The sequence below is a fragment of the Lactiplantibacillus daoliensis genome (assembly GCF_005405005.1).
Taxonomy (GTDB): Bacteria; Bacillota; Bacilli; order Lactobacillales; family Lactobacillaceae; genus Lactiplantibacillus; species Lactiplantibacillus daoliensis.
On the sequence record NZ_BJDH01000004.1, the window covers coordinates 239,713 to 255,052 of the forward strand.

Consider the following 15,340-nt stretch of genomic DNA (forward strand, 5'->3'; position numbering starts at 1 on the left):
ATTAACTTTTAAGCTTAAATGTATTGTAAGATACGCTCATCGTTGTACGCCGCGTCAATCATCCCAGAACCGAGACATTCCTCACCACGGTAGAAAACAACCGCTTGCCCAGGCGTAATGGCCCGGACTGGATCATCAAAGGTCACCCGAACTGACGTGTGATCTTCATTGAAGTGTACCGTGACACCGGAGTCTTTTTGACGATAACGGAACTTGGCAGTGACATGGAAATCATTGCCTAAATCTTCACTCGTGACAAAGTGTAGATCTGAGGCTTCCAAATAAGTCGCATAGAGATGTGGATTGTGATAACCCTTCCCCACATACAAAATATTTTTCTTAAGGTCTTTACCGATCACAAACCATGGTTCGTTATCCTCACCATCGCCACCGATACCTAAACCACGGCGCTGACCAATGGTGTAATACATCAAACCGGCATGCTCGCCCTTCACGTCACCGTCAACCGTCATCATCTTACCAGGCGTTGCTGGTAAGTAATGGCCGAGGAATTCTTTGAAATTCTTTTCGCCAATGAAGCAGATCCCAACGGAATCCTTCTTCTTTGCTGTTGCTAACCCAGCATTTAAGGCCAATTTCCGCACGTCAGGCTTGATCATGTCACCAAGTGGGAACATCACCTTTGAAAGTGTCTTCGAATCCAACTGGCTCAAGAAATAAGTCTGGTCCTTGTTGCTGTCTACACCGCGCAATAAGTGCATTGTGCCGTCTTCATCATGTGAGAGCCGCGCATAATGCCCAGTGGCGATATAGTCAGCACCCAAGTCCATCGCGTAATCTAAGAACGCCTTAAACTTGATTTCTTTGTTACAAATGACGTCAGGATTAGGCGTCCGGCCTTTTTTGTATTCGTCCAAGAAATACGTAAAGACCCGGTCCCAATATTCCTTCTCAAAATTGATTGAATAATAAGGAATCCCAACTTTGTCAGCCACTTTGGCAACGTCTTTATAATCTTCGGTTGCGGTACAGACACCATTTTCATCTGTATCATCCCAATTCTTCATAAAGACGCCAACCACGTCATAACCTTGCTGCTTCAGCAATAAAGCCACGACGGATGAATCAACACCACCACTCATGCCGACAACGACACGCGTGTTACTGTGATCTGTCATACTTTTTCACCATCATTTCCAAAAGATTCTGGAGAATCCACGATTTGAAGGTCGTACAAGTCCAGTAATACCCATTATAACAAAGAAAACGCCGGCTGCAAGCCAGGCGTTTCATCATTACGCTTCAACTAGGACATCCCGGTCAATAAAGTTCTTTAAAATGAACCGTAATTGTTCAACGGCTTCCGGACGCGCATCATTTTTAAAAATGTTGGCACGTTGCATCCCATTGCCGGTCACCGTCGACATTTTAAACCCAGTCAGATCCGCATTCACCGTCAACTTAACTTTAAACGCGGCATTGTAGGGTGTCGTCGGATCGAGTGACCGCTCAAACATGAATGCGCCAGACTTTCCCTTGGTAAATCCGAGATCCATTAACGTATATTTTTTGATTCCGGTACTAATTTGATAAGTCTTTGAATCGCCTTCAAGTTTCACACTATTTGTGTAAGCCATGACGAATTCCTCCTCTTATTTTTTTAACAATCGCTTGACCGTCTGCGTTAAGACCGCGACAAATTGATCCAAGTCATCCTTGGTCGTGTAACGGCCGAAACTCAATCGAATCGACTCGCTCACGCGGGGTGAGTCTTCCCCAAACATGGCAATTAAGACATGGGATGGTTCCAAACTACCAGCAGTACAAGCAGAACCACCAGAAACCGCCACCCCACCAAGATCTAAATTAGTTTGTAACGTGTAGGTTGAAATGCCTTTGATCCAGAGGTTCAAGACATGTTGTAAATTGTCCTCACCTAGCTGACCATTCACTTCAAAGTCAATCTGATTAGCCATCAATTGATCAACAATATATTGTTTGAAATCGTGGTACTTGGCCTGTCGATGGGCCTTCTCAGTTGTGGTCAATTCTTTAACCGCTGCGGCAAAGCCAGCGATAGCTGGAACGTTTTCAGTCCCCGCACGCCGCTTATCTTCTTGTTCGCCACCCTTAATCAAACTGGGAAAATTAACGCCATTACGTTTGTATAGGAAGCCTAAAAATTTTGGCCCATTTATTTTATGCGCAGAAGTTGATAACAAATCAATATGATCACGTTCAACATCAATATCCAATAATCCATAGGCTTGGACGGCATCCGTATGGAACCAAGCTTGATGATCCTTCAAAATTTCACCAATTTCATGGATTGGCATGTGTGAACCAACCTCATTGTTACCCATCATAATTGACACTAAAATCGTATCGGGGCGTAAGGCGGCTTTAAAGTCATCAAGGCTGATATTGCCATTCTCATCAACTGGCAAATAAGTCACTTCAAACCCTTGTTCTGCCAAGAATTCAGTGGACTTTAAGATTGCTTGGTGTTCGATTGCCGTCGTAATGATATGCTTACCTAACTTTTGACGAGCAAAAGCAGTTTGCAGGACGGCCGTATTGTCGCCTTCAGTCCCACCACTTGTAAAAATAATATCATCATCTTGGGCATTGATACTTTGCGCAATAATGTGCCGACTATCGTCTAACACTTCACGGGCAGCCCGACCATACGCATGGGTGCTGGAAGCATTCCCAAACGTATTCGTCATCTTGTCCATCATTTCGCTCACCACAGACTCAGCCATTGGCGTCGTTGCGGCATTGTCAAGGTACACTCGCTTCATTACACTACTTCCTTTTAAAAAAATTACGGTTATTCCTTAGTTCTGGGCCTTAAACAAGGCTAATAACATGGCAGCCGATTGCTTACCCGCTGCCAGAATGAATTCATCAAAGCTGACACCAGCATCTTCATCACCAACATCGGACATTGCCCGAATCACCACATAAGGCGTATTGAATTGATGACAAGCTTGTCCGATTGCGGCGCCTTCCATTTCACTAGAAAGTGCGGCTGGAAAATGGCTTAAGATCTTGTCAGTGGCTGCTTTTCCGGCGATAAATTGATCACCAGAAACAATCAATCCAGTCTTGGCATTCAGACCAGTTGCGGTGGCCGCAGCCATAATCTGCTTGACCCAATTGGCATCCGTTTCATAATATAACGGTTGTTGTGGCAGTTGACCGTATTCGTAATCAAAAGCTGTGGCATCAACATCATGGTAGGCAGTCGCAGTGGCCACCACCACATCACCGACGGACAACCCCTGGCCAATCCCACCAGCGGAGCCGGAGTTAATCACGACATCCACGTCAAAATTAGTAATCATTAAAGCCGTGGTCATGCCGGCTTGGACTTTCCCAATCCCAGATTGAACCAGTACAACTTCTTGATTATCAATCGTCCCATCATAAAAGGTAATGTCCTTTATTGGCACGACTTTTTCATTCTCAAGTGCTTCTCGTAACGTTTTAAGTTCTTCTGCCATGGCACAAATAATTCCAAATTTCATCGGTTAAAAATCCTACTTTCCTAAGGGGTTAAAAATAAAATTAAAAAAACAACAATAATTGCAACTACTAAGCCTAAAATGACCCAGTTTAACTTACGACCTAATCGCTTGGACTTCGCGTCTTCCAACGCCCGGTTCGTCTCAGCCGCATACGCCCGCCGTGATGAGTCTGAAGACGCAGTTTCTGGTTCATCATCTGTTGGCGGCGTCGCCGACTCGTCCGGTTGCGCCGGTTCCGGCTGAGCCTGATGTTGGCGATACTGCTGGCGGGTCATCCGATCTTCATCAGCCATGTCTCGTCACTCCTAACTCGGGATGGCTTTGCCAATACCAAACTGCCATTACAGTCTTTGCATCGGCTAATCTCCCGGATTTTACTTGCGCGAGTGCCGCTGGCAAATCCAGCTCACTTAGCCGCAACAATTCATCAGCATCTTGTGGTAAGGCCTTAGCGACGGCATGTAATCCCGTTGCGACAAACAAGGTCATCAATTCATCCGTAAAACCAGGAGAAGTATAAAAGCTAGCAACTGGTTCCAGCTGATCCGCAGCCAAGCGAGTCTCTTCATTTAACTCACGCTTGGCTGCTTCAATAGCTCTTTCCCCCGATTCAATTTTACCAGCGGGGATTTCCAAAGTCGTGTCATTAGTGGCCGCTCGCCATTGCTGAACAAGGATCATCTTTTTAGCTGGCGTCACCATCAAGACTGCAATCGCCGGTTGATGATGAACAATTTCTCGGGTCGCAGTCGTTTGGTCTGGTAACATGACTTGTTGGCGCTCAACTTGCACCAAGCCACCCTTGAAGACTATTTCGCTCGTTTTAACCTGTTCTTCAAAATCCATTGCACACACCTCCTGGTGATCTGCTTTCTCAATAAGGATACCGATTTTTGAGTCTGAATGCAATTTACGACCGGTTAATTTAAGGATTCTTTAGGGCCAAGCCAACCGCCTACTACGAGTTAGGCCACGAAAAAACGCTGAGTAGTTAATAAAAACCACCCAGCGCTTGCCAAATTAAGCCATTTTTAACGAGTCAACAAAGTCTTCATATGCGGTTTGTTCACCAGTCACCGTGGTGGTCGCTTGCGTAAAATCATCAGCTAAAGCATCTTCCAATGGTAAACTGACAATTTTAACAAACGTGGCGTTTCCAATTAATTCCATCCAATATTCTTCGTCCGCCCCTTGATGAACAATGGTCTTGACCATCCCACCAGGATTGGTGACATGAATTTCTTGATTGAAATCAGTGCTCTCTTGATGCAATAACACGTACATCAGCGAAGAAGCCGACATGGCGGTACCACAAGCATTTGTAAAACCAACGCCGCGTTCGAAAGTCCGTACAAAAATTGAATTTTGACCCAGGACTTCGACAAAACTTACATTAACCCCATCCGGGAAAATTGAATTTTTGCCATCATTCAGCCATTCGCCAATCCGGCCCAATTCAGAGCCAACCAACGTCGCATGATCCACAAATGCAATTAAATGTGGATTAGGCACTGAAACGGCAGAAAATTTTAAGTCACTTTTAAGTTCAGGAATTGTTTCATTAATAATTGTTTGTGCTTCATGATTTGCATGCATACCCAATGTTTGCGCGTCAAAAGAAACGGGTGAAATTTCAACACTGTATGCTGGAACATGCTTGGCAAAATCTGCGACAGCTTGCACCTTTAAATCAGCGTACATTGTTTCCACACGGAACTCACGTTGTTCATTTTGGGTCCCTAAATAACGTGCGACGGTCCGCAGACCGTTACCACACATACTAGCTTCAGTCCCGTCGGCATTAATGACCCGCATCCGGCCCAAAACATGCGGATGTTCTGAATGATCAACGACCAACACCCCGTCAGCGCCTTCGTATAATCCCGCGCCATCGCGCTTACAAATATTAATTGCCAACTGCTTTAAGCCCTTATCTGTAAGCGGCTCTGGAAATTGCGTTTGGTCCAATAAGTAAAAATCATTACCGGAACCATGCACCTTGATCATTTTCACTGCCATCAGCATCCTATCTATTTAATAAACTCGGTTTTAGTTACTTCACTATCATACTGACTTTTTAACAATATTTCAATTGCGAAGAACCAAAAACTTAATGTTTGTCCCATCAACCAAAAAAACGAGCCAACCAACAGTTTCCTGCCAATTGACTCGTTACAAATTTGACACTAATTAAGCTTCTAAACCAGTTGTAATTGATTCAGGATAGTTTGTCCGCACGATTTCGGCACAACGCGCGCAGAGCATTGGATAAGCAGCATCGCTACCCACGTCTGTTTTCGTCATTCGACAACGTGAACAAACGTCACCGGCCGCATGACTGACTTTAATCGCCACATGGTCACCGAAAGTTTCGGCATCGGCTGGTACTTCGGCTAAGTCATGCAAATCAAGCGCTGAAACCATCAACATTTCACGAACATTGGTGTTCAGGCTATCTAACAATGACTTGGTTTCAGCGTCGACATACAAGTCCAAATGAGCTTCTAATGACTTCCCAATTAACTTAGCATCCCGAGCTTCTTCTAAGGCCTTCAAGACATCACTACGGACGTCCATGAACTGATGCCAGTTGGTATTGAGTTCATCCGCATTGGCATAGTTTTGAACAGTTGGCATTTCAGTCAATTGAGCGAATTCTTCAGGTTCCTTCAAGAATGGCCAAATCTCTTCGGTCGTATGTGGCAACATTGGCGTAAAGAGCTTCGTCATTGCCACTAATACATCGTAGAAGACGGTTTGCATTGACCGGCGTGAATGACTGTCTTCAGCATCAATATACATGATGTCTTTGGCAATATCCAAATAGAAATTGGATAGATCGACCGTCAAGAAGTTCAACAATTTCTTATAAATGTCCAAGAAATCATAATGATCATAGTGATCTTTCACTTCAGCAACAAAGTCATTCAAACGAACTGCCATGTATTGGTCAACGGTAGCCAAATCTTCAAATGCCACCCGATTTTCTTTAGGATCGTAATCCGTCGTATTGGCTAACAAGAAACGCATCGTGTTCCGGAATTTCTTGTAACCATCGGCCACTTGTTTGAAGCTTTCCATGGATACACGTACGTCAGAGCTCGTATCAACAGATGAGACCCACAAACGGACAATTTCTGCCCCCATTTGTTTGATTACTTCTGCTGGCGCAATCGTATTACCCAATGATTTACTCATCTTACGGCCTTGATTATCCAACGTAAAGCCTTGTGATAAGACTTGCTTGTATGGTGCATGCCCGGAAACTGCCACGCTGGTAATCAAACTTGAATTGAACCAACCACGATATTGGTCAGAACCTTCCAAGTATAAGTCAGCTGGGTAATCGAGATAATCACGTTCAGCTAAGACACCTTGATGTGATGAACCAGAATCGAACCACACATCCATGATATCTTCTTCTTTAGTGAATTGACCATGTGGTGAGTGTTCGTTGGTATAACCATCTGGAAGTAAGTCTTTAGCATCGCGTTCGAACCAAACATTTGAGCCATACTGACCAATCAAGTCAGCGACATGATTGATCGTTTCTGGTTCCATAATAGCCGTGCCATCTTCAGCATAGAAGATTGGGAGTGGCACACCCCAGACCCGTTGCCGTGAAATGACCCAGTCACCACGATCACGAATCATGTTGTAGAGCCGTTTTTGACCCCAATCTGGGAAGAATTTTACGTCGTCGATCGCATGCAAAATCTCATCACGCATATCACCAACGGAAGCGAACCATTGTGGTGTTGCCCGGAAGATGATCGGCTTTTTAGTCCGCCAGTCAAATGGGTAACTATGTTCGTATGGCATGTAGTCTAATAGCAAACCGGCAGCTTTTAATTTATCCAAGGCGATTTGGTTCGCATCGTCATAGAAGACACCCGCAAAATCAGGTCCAGCTTCTTCAGTCAAGACCCCTTGGTTGTTAACTGGGGCAAAGACTGGCAAGTCATATTTCATCCCGATCCGGTAGTCATCTTCCCCATAACCAGGGGCAGTATGGACAAGTCCAGTCCCAGAATCAAGCGTCACAAAGTCGCCTAACATCGTGACTAATTTCCGGCTAGCATCAAATGGATGTTCACAAAGAACCCGGTCTAAATCGGCCCCTTTGACGGTCTTAACGACTTTAACATCTTCCCAACCAAAACGTTTTGCATTTTCATCAACTAATTCAGCGGCAATCACATATTTACGATCATCACCATTGTGTTGAACAACGGCATAGTCGAAACTAGCATCGATCGTGATCCCTTCAGAAGCTGGAATCGTCCAAGGCGTCGTGGTCCAGACGACCATGTACGTGTTATCGTCCAAGACACCCTTACCATCAATCACTTTTTCGCCAAAAAATGCGGATGGTGACGTCACATCATGATATTCAACTTCGGCTTCAGCCAAGGCTGATTCTGAAGACCATGACCAGTATACTGGCTTTTTGCCACGATAAATCAAATTCCGCTTGGCAAACGCACCAAATACGCGAATTTGGGCGGCTTCGAATTCTGGCTTTAAGGTCAGATATGGATTATCCCATTCGCCAGCAACACCCAAACGTTTGAATTCGTCACGTTGACGATCAACTTGCTTTAAGGCATATTCGCGACAAAGTTCACGGAAAGCATTGGTGCTCATCTTTTTGCGATCGTAGCCCGCTTGTTGTAATTTTTGTTCAATTGGTAGACCATGCGTATCCCAACCAGGAACATAGGGTGCTCGGAAACCATTCATTGATTTATAACGGACAATAAAGTCCTTCGTAATCTTATTTAACGCGTGACCCATATGGATATCGCCATTAGCGTATGGGGGGCCATCATGCAAGATGAAGGATGGCTTCCCTTCATTTAGCTTTTGGCGTTGTTCATAAACTTTGTTTTCTGCCCAAACGTTTTCACGTTCGAGTTCTTTAACGGGTAAATTCCCACGCATTTTAAACTTGGTTTTACCGAGGTTTAATGTTTCTTTAACACGCATTTGACCACTCCTTAATATTTTCTGACTATCTCGGTTGATTGACTTTGAAGCTTGTTACGGTGCTCAATTGCTACCTGCCGGTTGGGGCGAGCAAGGCTGGAACGCTGCCGGCCATTTTCGGGCCAAAAACCGGTCTCGAAAAGTGTCCTTACCCTAACTGCCGTAAACCCACGTCAGTTAGGGTAATTTGGTGGCTGATCCTTGCCTGCCCCAACCTCTCGGTAAATATCATCACAATTCTACCAGTGAATGCTAAGTGATTAATCAACTGAGATTGATCAACTAAAAATTTGAGCTGAGCTTTAAAACTATTGAACTCAGTACTAGAACAATCCAAACTCCTATTTAATTGACACAATCTCAGTTGATTAGTCCCCCAACACGTTCTGGTAAAGCGATGTCACTTAGCCGTGAGGTTAGTCCGACTGAGGCTCAGTGGTGAAATTTCACTTGGTGAGGGTCGTTGCCTCGCCTAGTGAAAGGCCAAGCGTTGAGACGTGATTTTCGGCTCAAAGTTGTGCCCACCACGTTCCAGCCTCAGCGGGAGCAACCGGTCGGCGGCAATCAGACGCTATTTGGATCCAACACCAATCAAACAAAATAGCCTTAAATTACCCAATCAATCCACAAATTTTGGATACAAAAAAACTCCGCCCGGCAAGGGACGAAGTTATCGTGGTACCACCCAATTTTAGAATTGTTTAAATTCTCTCATAGCATGGTTAACGGTCATGAACCGGCCAGCCCTACTGATTTCAGGCCGACATTCGGAGATGATCTGCAACTTAACGAGGGACGACCGGATTCTCACTTGCACCGGCTCGCTGGGCGTATCGATAAACTGTTTGCTGTTCTCCTCAAAATGTTAATAAAATTTAACTGTACTGTTGATTTTAGTCGACTTACTTCGAAGAGTCAACATCATCGTCAGGGAAAATGACAACGGTTTGTTCTTGAGCTTGGTCGCCACCGTCGGCAACTGGCGTTTCACCAGTTGCCGGATTAGTGATTTCAACAGCTGCTTCTGAGTTTACACTCGCGTTGGTCCCATTGTCAAGATGATCATCCTTCAAAACATGTTGAATTTCTGAATAAGTTGACGTATCTGTTTCGCTGAGTAGTTGATCCCAGTCTTTGCTCTTAACGACTTCCAATTGTGATTCTAACATCACTTGGAGACGTTGGCGGAAGACCCGCGTTTGCTTCTTCAAATCATCCGTTTCAACGGATAACCGTTTAGCCTTTTGTGAGGCTTCGTCGATCATCTGGTTAGACTTATCCGTGGCTTCACTGACGATGTCTGAAGCTTGCTTTTGAGCTTCACGGGTAATAATGTCGGCTTCCTTCTTCGAATTCGTCTTAACTTTATCGGCAGCTTCTTGGGCCACCAAGATTGACTGGTTCAAAGAATCCTTCAGTTCGTTGAAGTATTTGAGCTTACCTTCACTTGCGTCTAAACGTTCCTGGAGGTCCTTATTTTGCTTCAAGGTAATTTGATAATCCTTGATAATTTGTTCAAGAAAATCATTTACCTCGTCAATATTGTAACCACGAAGTTTCGTGGAAAACGCCTTGTTATGAATGTCATCAGGACTTAACACCATACTAAATTTCCTCCAATATCTATTTACTATGAATAATATTTAAAGTAATTCGCAACCGCGACTTTTTAGTCTCACCGCCGATTTCAGTCAATCGGACCCGGCCATAATGATTCACACTTAACATATCCAGCAACGCAATTTCAGAATCCGCTTTAGGCAAATCTGCCCAATTCAAACGGACATGTGCCCCTTCGACCAATTCTTTTGCATGATGTCGTGATAGGTTGAATGCCGCCTTGATCACACTATCCGCTCGTAAAGAACTGACCGTCGTCGTGATGGTTTCCCAATCATTTTGCGGATCGACCGCATTCGCTAACGGGACATCTGTGAGATGAACCTTAGTCTTTCCAAAGCGATCAATTTGATCAGTGAAATAAGTCATCATTTCACTTTCACAATAAAATTGCCAAGCTTCACCATCGGAAACAATGTCGCCGAAGACATCGCGTTCCACACCAGAATTAGCCAGTGTACCCAGAATTTGACCATGTTTTAAGGTGGCAAACTTCACCGGATAGACGATGTTGAATAAGGTAATTTGAAAATCTGCCGGTTGGGGCTCGTAATAATCCGGATAGAATAAAATCCGTTGTAATTCGGCGCCCGGATACCCACCCGAAGCCCGCATATGGACTTCATCGAGTTGATTCACTAACGTTTGAGCAATGTAGACTTGCCGCGGGTTTAAAAACGCGGTTAAAATTGGTCGGTACTGATCGGCCGCTTCTCGCAACCAACCAGTGACCTGTTCAATAAATGGGGCTTCACTATCGCGAAAATGTTGTTTTAAATTATCATTCACGATACTATTCCTCGTTATTTTTTAAATTAAAAGCTAAAAATTGACAATAAGTAAACTAAACCACGTTCAGCGAACTGTAACACTAACAGCGCGACAATCGGTGAAAAGTCTAGTCCGGCAATCGACGGAATAAACCGCCGAAAGACACTAAGAAATGGATCACAGATTTGCCCTAAGAAACGACCAAGGCCAGTATTATAAGCGCCTGGGAACCAGGACATTAAAATAAAGACAATTAGCGCTAAGGTATAAAGTTGAAATAACCCGTTAATAATTGTATAGATCAGTGCCATCACTCCTTACTTATAAACTGTTGGGATTGATTTGTGCCGTTGTGCTCCCGGAAACTTCATAGTTTTCAGGAATACAAAGAAAAATCTCGTCACCAATACGCTCAATCTCGCCGTTGATCGCATAAACCGTACCCGTCAGAAAATCGACAATGCGTCGTGCCATTGCGTCATCAACGTGGTCAAAATTAATAATGACCGCCTGATTTTTGAGCAATTGTGCAGCGATTTCCTTCACATCCGAATAGATTCTTGGTTCAAACAAGGCAATCTTGCTATTCACCGCTTTACCACCTTGCATCGGAACCACTTTACGGGCCGAAGCATTGGTGGCTGTATTCGTCGTGGGGGCAGTCCGGTTAGGTTGAGTTGAATTCGACGTTTCATCGTATTGTTCTTCCTCATCACCTACGCCAAAGAAGTTACTTAAACTAAAACGTCCGGCCATGCGTCATCGCTTCCCTTCAACGAACTTATTTACGACGCCGTTTGAAGAATGGCGGCGTATCTAATGAATCACTATTGTTATCTTGCTTTTCTTCAGCCTGGCTATTGTCATTAAACACGTCAAAGTCAGTTTTTTCGACTTTTGCATCTGAATGATCATTAACTGCTGGACGTGCAGAACCTGTTTCACGCCGAATATCCCAGTTGCTAAATGGATCATTCGCTTGTGTTTGGTTGGTTGACACGTTGACAGGACTGTCAGCACTTGGCTGCTTATCAGCTGGGGTGTCAAACAAGCCACCACGTTGCTGAGACTGTTCCGTTCGTGACTGAACTGTCCCATTTTTGATTTCTTTTTGCTTTTGGTCAATCCCAGTCGCAATCACAGTGACCCGAACTTCGTCGCCTAAGCTCTCATCAATGGACGTCCCAAAGATAATGTTAACGTCAGTCGTGGCAGCTTGTGACACGATGTCTGAAGCTGCTTGCGCTTCATACAAGGACATGTCGGGACCACCAGTAATGTTGAGTAAGACTTGTTCGGCACCATCGATAGAAACTTCCAACAATGGTGATGAAATGGCTTGCTTAGTGGCATCAGCCGTCCGGTTTTCGCCGCTAGCTGAACCAATTCCCATCAAGGCAGAACCTTGGTTTTGCATCACAGTCTTCACATCAGCAAAGTCCAAGTTAACGTAACCTGGTGATGTGATCAAGTCAGAAATCCCTTGAACCCCTTGACGTAAGACGTTGTCGGCTTCTTGGAAGGCTTCCATCATTGGCGTCTTCTTGTCAACGATTTCTAACAACCGGTTGTTGGCAATGATAATCAACGTATCAACGTTGTCTTTCATTTGCGCAATCCCTTCCGCCGCGTTACGAGCCCGCTTTGGACCTTCAAACGTAAATGGTCGCGTCACGACCCCAACCGTCAAAGCGCCGGAATCCTTGGCAATTTTAGCAACAACTGGCGCAGCACCGTTCCCAGTACCGCCACCCATGCCGGCAGTGACGAAGACCATATCGGCACCAGTTAAGGCTTCCGTAATCGCTTCTTCACTTTCTTGAGCCGCTTTGGACCCAACATCGGGATTAGAACCGGCACCTAAACCACGAGTCAACTTTGGTCCTAATTGAATTTTTGTTTCTGCATTTGAACTTTGTAATGCTTGAACATCCGTATTAGCGACAATAAATTCAACGCCTTGAACGTCTTCAGCAATCATCCGATTGACAGCGTTACCGCCCCCGCCACCAACACCGATGACTTTAATATTAGCCCCTGAATTCTGGGTTGCATCTAAAGAAAATTCCATAATTTTTCCTCCGTCATTCCTATCCTAATTAATCAAAAAAGTGATTGAAGAAACCCTTCATTCGTTCAAAGCCACTCTCACGATTTGGATCCTGCTGTTTGGCAGGTTTTGGTTTACTGGTTGCTTGGGCTGGTCTTTGCGATTGTGCTGCTTGATCAGGCATGGCTTGATCAGCTGGCGTGCTCTCTGCAAAGTCAACCGCGACACTGGCTCTGGTATCGCCAGTTAACGCACTCTTCACGAGTAATGCCACTTCACTTAAGGCCGCTTGATATTTGATAACGGCTAACGCCTCATCAAATGACGGATGTCTTAAGCCCATCTGGCTCGGCGTAAAGACGCGAACATTGGTCCCAAAAACGTCACTGGCTAAATCGGTAATTCCTGGTAATGCCGCAACACCACCAGTTAACACGATGCCACCAGGTAATTCTAAGGCCCGAATCTCATCCAAGTGTTGCTTGATTTTATCAAAGATTTGATCCAATCGTGCTTCAATAATCTCTGCTAAATATTGACTACTGATTTGGGTGGGACTGCTTTGACCAACCACATCCACAGGAAAGACTTCATCATCGGAAGCGCGCTGTGCATCGGCATAGCCATAGTCACGTTTTAGTTTTTCAGCATTCTCAATTGAGGTGTTCAAAACCACGGAAATATCTTTCGTGATATAGTGACCACCTTCTTGGTCAACATAAGTATACTTCAATTGATGATCATGAATGACTCCAGCTGTTGTCTGGCCACCACCCATGTCAACAATGATTGAACCAAAATCCTGTTCGCCATCATTTAACACTAATGAACTCAATGCCAGTGGGGCAATCACGATCTGTTCAATTTGTAAGCCCGCTTTCTCAATGGCTTTACGGGTATTATGAATAATGGTCTTCGGACCGGTGAACAAGGTGCCGTGCATCTCAAGTCGCACGCCGACCATGCCTCGGGGATCTTTAATGCCATCAAAACCGTCGACCACAAATTCGTCGGGAATCACATCGAGAACTTCGCGCTCTGGTGGCATGCTCTGCACAAGTGCAGCCGCCGCTACCTTTTGGACGTCCTCATTATTAATTTCTTTTGATTCATCAGCGACCGCAATCATGCCACGGCAACGCTCAATTTTTACCAAGTTAGCGGGCACTCCCGCAATAACCTTTTTTATTTCGATACTTGCTTTTTCTTCTGCTTGGCGTACCGCTGATTGAATCGCGGTGGCTGCTTTGTCGATATCGACAATCACGCCACGACTCAGACCATTAGAACGTTCGCTTCCCACACCAATAACGTTCATTTGTCCCTTTACACGTTCAGCAACAATGACTTTTATTGAGGTGGTCCCTATATCAAGTCCGACATAAATTCCTGAATTATCCATAATAGAGGAACCTCCTAGTAATTACATAAATACATAAATATCCAAAGATTTTGTTACATATCCAATTATCCCTTAGTTTACCATATCCGAAGCGCTTTTAAAAAGGCTCTCGCTTGCTTTTTCGGTCATTTAGTCGACTTTTTAAACGAATATGAATAAGCACCGACTTCCAAGTTGATAATTCCTGGCGCTTTCATCTTGGCAGCGATACCAGCATAGTACTGCATCTTGCTGGCAAACGTTGAAATTGAGGCATAAACCTCATTGCCATCATTCATATACAGATGAACCCGTTCTGTATTGGCTTTATTTGGATCAAATTTTATTTCCGAAATGTTGTGCTTCACGGCAGCCGGTAATTTTGCATACTGAGCAATCATTGTCTGTAACCGTGACCCACTCTTGAAACTAGCATAGATTGGATAACCACCACCAGGTTGTGAAACGGACTTATTCATGATCAAGCCGTTTTCAAGCACCCGTTGATATCGGCCACCAGTGACTAAGTATCCAGCCAGCCGAATCTCATGAACAGTCACCGTGACGTGATTCCAATTACTTAAAGTTGTCTTAACTTGCCCAACTTGCGGATTAGCTTGCAAAGCAGCCCGACTGGTCGCTTTGTCGTTTCCAATAACCGCCCAGACAGACTGACCAGGTTTAATTTGCGTAGCGGCTTGCACTTGAGCCGTGCTAAGCTTTTCCGTTCCCGTCACCTTAACTTGTGAAATGTGACTTAATGGCGAAATAAAGTAGCTCGCACCAGCAATTCCCAACAAAAACAGGCCGATTAATAATCCAGCCCGTCTAGTTGCTAGTCGCCGCCGCTGCGTTTTCAGTTTCGGCAACTTATCACCAATTCGAATCCGTTTCCCTGACCACTTAAAATGACGCTTTTGTTCAGCCTTTTGATTCTCATCAGCTTGGCGTTGAAATTTTTCCCAGGGGGTTAGCTGGTCAAGCTGTGCTTTCTTTTTCGGCCGGTGTTTAAATATGGCCATCACAACCACCCTT

Annotated in this window: 15 protein-coding genes and 1 other annotated feature; all 15 genes read right to left on the reverse strand. The window is 44.7% G+C overall.

The features are described 5' to 3' along the window. Positions 1 to 14: 14 nt before the first annotated feature. The 15 genes from mnmA to FFM64_RS07045 all read right to left on the reverse strand — a co-directional run bounded on the left by mnmA (position 15) and on the right by FFM64_RS07045 (position 15,327). A complete protein-coding gene (gene mnmA, locus FFM64_RS06975) occupies positions 15 to 1,139 on the reverse strand; it encodes a tRNA 2-thiouridine(34) synthase MnmA (protein ID WP_137607288.1) in 1,125 nt (374 codons plus the stop codon). 117 nt (positions 1,140 to 1,256) lie between these two features. Next, entirely contained in the window at positions 1,257 to 1,598 is a 342-nt protein-coding gene (locus FFM64_RS06980; RefSeq protein ID WP_137607289.1) for a DUF1831 domain-containing protein, read from the reverse strand. A gap of 15 nt (positions 1,599 to 1,613) precedes the next feature. Next, positions 1,614 to 2,765, reverse strand: coding sequence for a cysteine desulfurase family protein (locus tag FFM64_RS06985; protein ID WP_137607290.1), 1,152 nt, complete (start codon positions 2,763 to 2,765; stop codon positions 1,614 to 1,616). Between the two features lie 36 nt (positions 2,766 to 2,801). Then, positions 2,802 to 3,494 carry a 5'-methylthioadenosine/adenosylhomocysteine nucleosidase gene (locus tag FFM64_RS06990; RefSeq protein ID WP_137607291.1) on the reverse strand — a complete coding sequence of 231 codons (693 nt, stop codon included), beginning with the start codon at positions 3,492 to 3,494 and terminating at the stop codon, positions 2,802 to 2,804. A 20-nt stretch (positions 3,495 to 3,514) separates the two neighbouring features. Further along, entirely contained in the window at positions 3,515 to 3,787 is a 273-nt protein-coding gene (locus FFM64_RS06995) for a hypothetical protein (protein WP_137607292.1), read from the reverse strand. Then, entirely contained in the window at positions 3,780 to 4,340 is a 561-nt protein-coding gene (locus FFM64_RS07000) for an NUDIX hydrolase (RefSeq protein WP_137607293.1), read from the reverse strand. The genes FFM64_RS06995 and FFM64_RS07000 overlap by 8 nt, the downstream gene beginning before the upstream one ends. Positions 4,341 to 4,514: 174 nt before the next feature. Continuing rightward, positions 4,515 to 5,513, reverse strand: a complete 999-nt coding sequence (gene dapF, locus FFM64_RS07005; RefSeq protein WP_137607294.1) for a diaminopimelate epimerase — start codon at positions 5,511 to 5,513, stop codon at positions 4,515 to 4,517. A gap of 171 nt (positions 5,514 to 5,684) precedes the next feature. Further along, positions 5,685 to 8,483, reverse strand: coding sequence for an isoleucine--tRNA ligase (gene ileS, locus FFM64_RS07010; protein WP_137607295.1), 2,799 nt, complete (start codon positions 8,481 to 8,483; stop codon positions 5,685 to 5,687). A gap of 657 nt (positions 8,484 to 9,140) precedes the next feature. Then, positions 9,141 to 9,353 (reverse strand) — a binding site (T-box leader). Between the two features lie 32 nt (positions 9,354 to 9,385). Next, positions 9,386 to 10,087 carry a DivIVA domain-containing protein gene (locus tag FFM64_RS07015; RefSeq protein ID WP_137607296.1) on the reverse strand — a complete coding sequence of 234 codons (702 nt, stop codon included), beginning with the start codon at positions 10,085 to 10,087 and terminating at the stop codon, positions 9,386 to 9,388. A gap of 19 nt (positions 10,088 to 10,106) precedes the next feature. Beyond that, on the reverse strand, positions 10,107 to 10,892 hold the full coding sequence (locus FFM64_RS07020) for a YlmH family RNA-binding protein (RefSeq protein ID WP_137607297.1): 786 nt from the start codon (positions 10,890 to 10,892) through the stop codon (positions 10,107 to 10,109). Positions 10,893 to 10,918: 26 nt separating this feature from the next. After that, positions 10,919 to 11,185, reverse strand: coding sequence for a YggT family protein (locus tag FFM64_RS07025; RefSeq protein ID WP_137607298.1), 267 nt, complete (start codon positions 11,183 to 11,185; stop codon positions 10,919 to 10,921). A gap of 10 nt (positions 11,186 to 11,195) precedes the next feature. After that, positions 11,196 to 11,630 carry a cell division protein SepF gene (locus FFM64_RS07030; protein ID WP_137607299.1) on the reverse strand — a complete coding sequence of 145 codons (435 nt, stop codon included), beginning with the start codon at positions 11,628 to 11,630 and terminating at the stop codon, positions 11,196 to 11,198. A 25-nt stretch (positions 11,631 to 11,655) separates the two neighbouring features. Then, positions 11,656 to 12,945, reverse strand: a complete 1,290-nt coding sequence (gene ftsZ / locus FFM64_RS07035) for a cell division protein FtsZ (RefSeq protein WP_137607300.1) — start codon at positions 12,943 to 12,945, stop codon at positions 11,656 to 11,658. A gap of 28 nt (positions 12,946 to 12,973) precedes the next feature. Further along, a complete protein-coding gene (gene ftsA, locus FFM64_RS07040) occupies positions 12,974 to 14,326 on the reverse strand; it encodes a cell division protein FtsA (RefSeq protein ID WP_137607301.1) in 1,353 nt (450 codons plus the stop codon). A 125-nt stretch (positions 14,327 to 14,451) separates the two neighbouring features. After that, positions 14,452 to 15,327, reverse strand: coding sequence for a cell division protein FtsQ/DivIB (locus FFM64_RS07045; protein ID WP_137607302.1), 876 nt, complete (start codon positions 15,325 to 15,327; stop codon positions 14,452 to 14,454). Positions 15,328 to 15,340: the final 13 nt, after the last annotated feature.

Coding starts and splice junctions, on each gene's coding strand:
- mnmA (WP_137607288.1), bottom strand. CDS start 1,139: ATGACAGATCACAGTAACACGCGTGTCGTTGTCGGCATGAGTGGTGGT.
- FFM64_RS06980 (WP_137607289.1), bottom strand. CDS start 1,598: ATGGCTTACACAAATAGTGTGAAACTTGAAGGCGATTCAAAGACTTAT.
- FFM64_RS06985 (WP_137607290.1), bottom strand. CDS start 2,765: ATGAAGCGAGTGTACCTTGACAATGCCGCAACGACGCCAATGGCTGAG.
- FFM64_RS06990 (WP_137607291.1), bottom strand. CDS start 3,494: ATGAAATTTGGAATTATTTGTGCCATGGCAGAAGAACTTAAAACGTTA.
- FFM64_RS06995 (WP_137607292.1), bottom strand. CDS start 3,787: ATGGCTGATGAAGATCGGATGACCCGCCAGCAGTATCGCCAACATCAG.
- FFM64_RS07000 (WP_137607293.1), bottom strand. CDS start 4,340: ATGGATTTTGAAGAACAGGTTAAAACGAGCGAAATAGTCTTCAAGGGT.
- dapF (WP_137607294.1), bottom strand. CDS start 5,513: ATGGCAGTGAAAATGATCAAGGTGCATGGTTCCGGTAATGATTTTTAC.
- ileS (WP_137607295.1), bottom strand. CDS start 8,483: ATGCGTGTTAAAGAAACATTAAACCTCGGTAAAACCAAGTTTAAAATG.
- FFM64_RS07015 (WP_137607296.1), bottom strand. CDS start 10,087: ATGGTGTTAAGTCCTGATGACATTCATAACAAGGCGTTTTCCACGAAA.
- FFM64_RS07025 (WP_137607298.1), bottom strand. CDS start 11,185: ATGGCACTGATCTATACAATTATTAACGGGTTATTTCAACTTTATACC.
- FFM64_RS07030 (WP_137607299.1), bottom strand. CDS start 11,630: ATGGCCGGACGTTTTAGTTTAAGTAACTTCTTTGGCGTAGGTGATGAG.
- ftsZ (WP_137607300.1), bottom strand. CDS start 12,945: ATGGAATTTTCTTTAGATGCAACCCAGAATTCAGGGGCTAATATTAAA.
- ftsA (WP_137607301.1), bottom strand. CDS start 14,326: ATGGATAATTCAGGAATTTATGTCGGACTTGATATAGGGACCACCTCA.
- FFM64_RS07045 (WP_137607302.1), bottom strand. CDS start 15,327: ATGGCCATATTTAAACACCGGCCGAAAAAGAAAGCACAGCTTGACCAG.